General features: G+C 69.5%; 2 protein-coding genes. Both read left to right on the forward strand.

From position 1 onward, the window contains the following. The coding region (locus tag D588_RS0118095; RefSeq protein WP_017916975.1) for a tetraacyldisaccharide 4'-kinase at nucleotides 1-470 on the forward strand (470 nt) is incomplete at its 5' end. Nucleotides 471-630: 160 nt separating this feature from the next. Further along, nucleotides 631-860: hypothetical protein (locus D588_RS28595; RefSeq protein ID WP_232764325.1), on the forward strand; the 230-nt coding region annotated here is incomplete at its 3' end.

Here is an 860-nt window from a genome sequence, read left to right on the forward strand (position 1 = left end):
TGGCGCGCGGCAACGAATGCGATTTCCGGGTCGTCAACCTGGGCCAGGCCAGCGACAGCGGCGCGCTTGAAGTCGGCTTCGGCGAATGGGCGATGCGCCTGCGCATCGACAGCGCGCAACCGTTGCGCGGCGGCCGTGCGCGGCCATTGCGCAGCTTCGCCGGCCAGCGCGTGCACGCCGTGGCCGGCATCGCCCACCCGCAGCGCTTCTTCGACATGCTGCGCGCGCAGGGCATCGGCGTGGTGCCGCATGCCTTTCCCGACCACCACCAGTACCGCGCCGCGGACCTGGCCTTCGGCAGCGAACTGCCGGTGCTGATGACCGAGAAGGACGCGGTGAAGTGCGCGGCCTTCGTCAACGATTGGTGCTTCAGCGTGCCGCTGGTCGCCGAGCTGCCGGCGGCGTTCTGGATCGGCCTGCTGGATCGGCTGGACAAGCTGCGCGGCCGCGCGGGCGGGACCGGCGACTAGCGGCGCCTCTCAGCACCGGTTTCCGCCGCAATCGCACCGGATCCAGCGTTAGCGGCTTCAGCCGCGACGGGGCGTTCCCGGTCAAGCCCATCGCGGCTGAAGCCGCTCCTACAGGACACTTTCCGTCGTGGAGAGGTGTCCTCGCGGCACACAGCTGCGCGTGGCGCTCGACCAGTCGCGCCGTGCCGACGGCGCGTTCCAGTGTCCGCGCGTACCGCGCTCCCGCCAGCGACCGTCGCACATTCCGCAACTCTCAGCGACGGCACCACGCGTCGCGGCAAGTGCCCTGCGCGACGCGTTCCGCCAGCGGCCGGCGCTAGGCTGTATCGACATTCATTTCAGCCACATTGGGCAGGAAAGCCAAGAAATGCGTTGGCTTGCGATCGAAGC

The sequence above is a fragment of the Xanthomonas sp. SHU 308 genome (genome assembly GCF_000364645.1).
Lineage (GTDB): Bacteria > Pseudomonadota > Gammaproteobacteria > Xanthomonadales > Xanthomonadaceae > Xanthomonas_A > Xanthomonas_A sontii.